The following is a 3,290-nucleotide window of genomic DNA, read 5'->3' on the forward strand; positions in this document are numbered from 1 at the left end:
GGTATCGCATCATAATCTGTAATTTAGTAGGAAATTCAGGTCCTACTTTTTTTATAATTTATTTTTGCACCAGAACCGTTTATTTTAGAAGAATTATTTTTGAAAAGTAAAGATGCCCCCCTAAATTACATAATGTCAAACATGATTAATCAAAGTACTTTAAGCTCATACTAACGTATGTTTTATAAATACTAGAAATGGGGTTGATTAAATATGGAATTTGAAGGTAGAAATACTACTGAATCTGCACTTCTTCAATATAAACATGGGTTGGGTTTATTTACGGAAAAAATGCCAAAACTGGCTGAACAGTTTAATTCTTTTACAGAGGAATGCTTTAAAGAGGGTACATTATCAAAAAAAGTAAAACAATTGGTTGCTTTAGGGATAAGCCTTTACTCTCAGGATGAGTATTGCATTATTTATCACACTAAAGGATGTATAGATCAAGGAGCTTCAGAGCAGGAAATTCTTGAGATCATTGGCGTAACAGCTGCATTTGGCGGGGGAGCTACCATGAGTCAGGCGGTCACACTTGTTCAAGAATGTATGCAAGAGTTAAATGAATTAAAGCAGTGACTATCCAAGATATTGTTAAAAACATGTTTAATTTTTTTGGTCGTATTTATTACATTTTCTTGATAAAAACCAAACAATACAAAAACTTGAGCATTTTTAATTATGCTCAAGTTTTTGTAATTTATCAATTCATGCTGTAAATTGTCCAAGATAAATATGTAGCAAAAGCAGACCATAAAAGATAAGGGGTACGGCAACGATTCAAAGAATAACCCGCCACATCTGAAAAATTTTCCAATTTGGGCGGGTATTTTTATTATGATTTATCTTGTAGTTTCCTATATAGGGCACGGCAACGATTCCTTCTTTTTGGGGCCACTCACAAAACAATAGGTAGAACTCAAAGGTCTTTTTGAATTTGTAATCAGTATAGCAATGTAACCTAATCACGCAGCAAACATTAGTACACATTCAGCACCGTATCAAATGAAAGTGTCAAAGGACCCCAAATAACTATACTGTTTACTTTATGACAATAGAAGTTACCTAGCAAAAACAAAAAAGCATATTACAAGAAAGATCTGTTATGTGTTTTTACTTTTAACATATATTAGGGTTTGTAAAATTGGTTCTGGTGCAAAGATTTTAAAATATGTGAAACTGGTCTAGTAAACTTGGACATACTGATAGTACTACTCTATAAAAGGTGTGTGATCCATATAGAAAAAGAAAATGTATTCAAATGGAAGCATTATCAGCCTGATATTATTTTGTTAACGGTAAGATGGTACCTACGGTACAACCTCGGTTTTCGTGATTTAGTGGAAATGATGGAGGAACGGGGCTTATCCATTTCTCATACAACGATTATGCGTTGGGTTCATCAGTACAGTCCTGAATTGGACAAACGAATCCGACGTCATCTTAAACAAACAAGCGACTCCTGGAGAGTCGATGAAACATATATCAAAGTAAAAGGTCAATGGATGTACCTGTATTGTGCTGTTGATTCGAAAGGAAATACAATCGATTTTTACCTGAGCAAAACAAGAGACCAGAAGGCTGCAAAGCGCTTTTTCAAGAAGGCCTTGCAGTCTTTTCATTATAGCAAGGTTCTACACGCTTCCCTATCGATATGTTAATTGTTTAGGGAATCTTGGCGAAGAACTAATGAATCCTTATAAAAAAACAGAAAAAACAGGTAGATAATCAATTTTAATTATGTAAAAAATACATAACTAAAAACAGTGGTATTGAAGCTGTTTAATACAAAATATAAAGCGATATAATTAGAATTCATCTTCCGAAATTAGATTTCCAGCATCATTATCTTTCGTCAATCTTTGTTTTAAGTAGTTTTCTTTTGTCGTCCGGTCATTTTTATGACCTACTGCAGCTGCAATAACATGAGGTGCTAGTCCCTTGTAATCATATAAGTACTGTACATAAAAATGTCTAAAAAAGTGAGGAGTAATACGAATATTCTCCGTAAAGGATAACTTTGTATCTTTTATGATCTTAGAAATATATTGTGATAGATAATTTTCTCTATAAGCAGTATGGTTCTTCGTTTGAAATATGGTCCCGCCATTTTTATTGCCTATATCTATAGGTAATCGTCTACGGATTCGGAATGCAACGATACGATTAAAAATCTCCTTATTAATGGAAACAATCCTTTCATTATCACCTTTTGTGTCTACTGTTAAGTAATAACGTCCACGTATAGAGTCATATTCAATATGCTCCCATTTCGCATGTGCTACTTCTGCTACACGTAATCCTGTAGTAGCCAGGACCGATAATAAAGCGTAATTGATTTCATTATCCTTGTAGTAGTTTAGCAGTTGCTTCACTTCCTCATATGATAACTCACGCTTTGGTTTATGCTGTTTATTCACCGTCGTGCTTAGAATCTCCACATGAAGAGGTTCCTGAATATATTGGATTTCATATAACCATTTCAAATAGGAACGTATCACACCAAGCTTCCTACTAATAGTAGATGCTTTGTATTTTTCTTTTGATTGATAGGAGATTGCCTCCTGGGATAGCCATTTTTGATAGCTTCGGATATGACGCTTTCTTAGATTCCTCCAAACTTGGCCAACTTCATAATCTTTTACATCTTGCTGCAGAAATTCTGTACTTTGTTTGATAAAGAAGTAAAACTGGCTTAAATCACGTGCATATAGATTCCTGGATGCGTCCTTGATACGTTTTTCCTGGTCAAAATGTGTTTGCCGGTTCAAGTAGTAATATAGAATCTCTTCATCTGAAAATCCCTCATATGTATATTTATCGTCTCTTTCATTATTTTCCTTTTTAAACTCAGCTTCATCTATATATTCACGATTCCATAATGTAATTATGTTCGTGAAATTTTGTTTTTGTTTTTCAATACTGTCTAAAGAAGTTTCATTATGAATTGATATCAATTCAAATTCCATTATCCTACAACTCCTTATTAATTACTTTTATATCTATTATTATAACTGAAATATATTCAAAATTATTTACATAGTAAGATTAAATTTTATAAAAACGAAAGTCTAATATAACTATAGAAAACTACCCATTTTCTATGGTTATTATGAGTTTATTTTTATTCATTCTTATTTATTCGTTTTATACTATAATAAAAATGAATTTAATTATAAATTATATATCGTTATTAGATATCAATTTAAATAGTTTACTTTTTATTTATGTTATAATAAATTTAAATTATCTATTTTATAAATTATAATTTACATAATAATATTATTTCT

At 31.7% G+C, this 3,290-nt stretch carries 2 protein-coding genes and 2 pseudogenes; 2 read left to right on the forward strand and 2 right to left on the reverse strand.

Annotation, left to right across the window (positions count from 1 at the left end; translation table 11 throughout):
- The first annotated feature begins 213 nt into the window (after nucleotides 1-213).
- A complete protein-coding gene (locus JDS96_RS30060; RefSeq protein ID WP_006096975.1) occupies nucleotides 214-579 on the forward strand; it encodes a carboxymuconolactone decarboxylase family protein in 366 nt (121 codons plus the stop codon).
- A 124-nt stretch (nucleotides 580-703) separates the two neighbouring features.
- Here the strand turns inward: JDS96_RS30060 and JDS96_RS33410 are convergent.
- Nucleotides 704-811, reverse strand: a pseudogene (locus JDS96_RS33410) (hypothetical protein); the annotation flags it as partial.
- A gap of 427 nt (nucleotides 812-1,238) precedes the next feature.
- On the opposite strand from JDS96_RS33410, the pseudogene JDS96_RS30065 reads away from it, so the two are divergent.
- Nucleotides 1,239-1,631: pseudogene (locus JDS96_RS30065) on the forward strand (IS6 family transposase); the annotation flags it as partial.
- Nucleotides 1,632-1,808: 177 nt separating this feature from the next.
- Here JDS96_RS30065 and JDS96_RS30070 read toward each other — a convergent pair.
- Nucleotides 1,809-2,969 (reverse strand): tyrosine-type recombinase/integrase, encoded by a 1,161-nt coding sequence (locus tag JDS96_RS30070; RefSeq protein ID WP_199669038.1) that lies wholly within the window; start codon nucleotides 2,967-2,969, stop codon nucleotides 1,809-1,811.
- Nucleotides 2,970-3,290: the final 321 nt, after the last annotated feature.

This window comes from Bacillus cereus group sp. N21 (genome assembly GCF_016483395.1).
GTDB classification, from domain to species: domain Bacteria; phylum Bacillota; class Bacilli; order Bacillales; family Bacillaceae_G; genus Bacillus_A; species Bacillus_A pseudomycoides.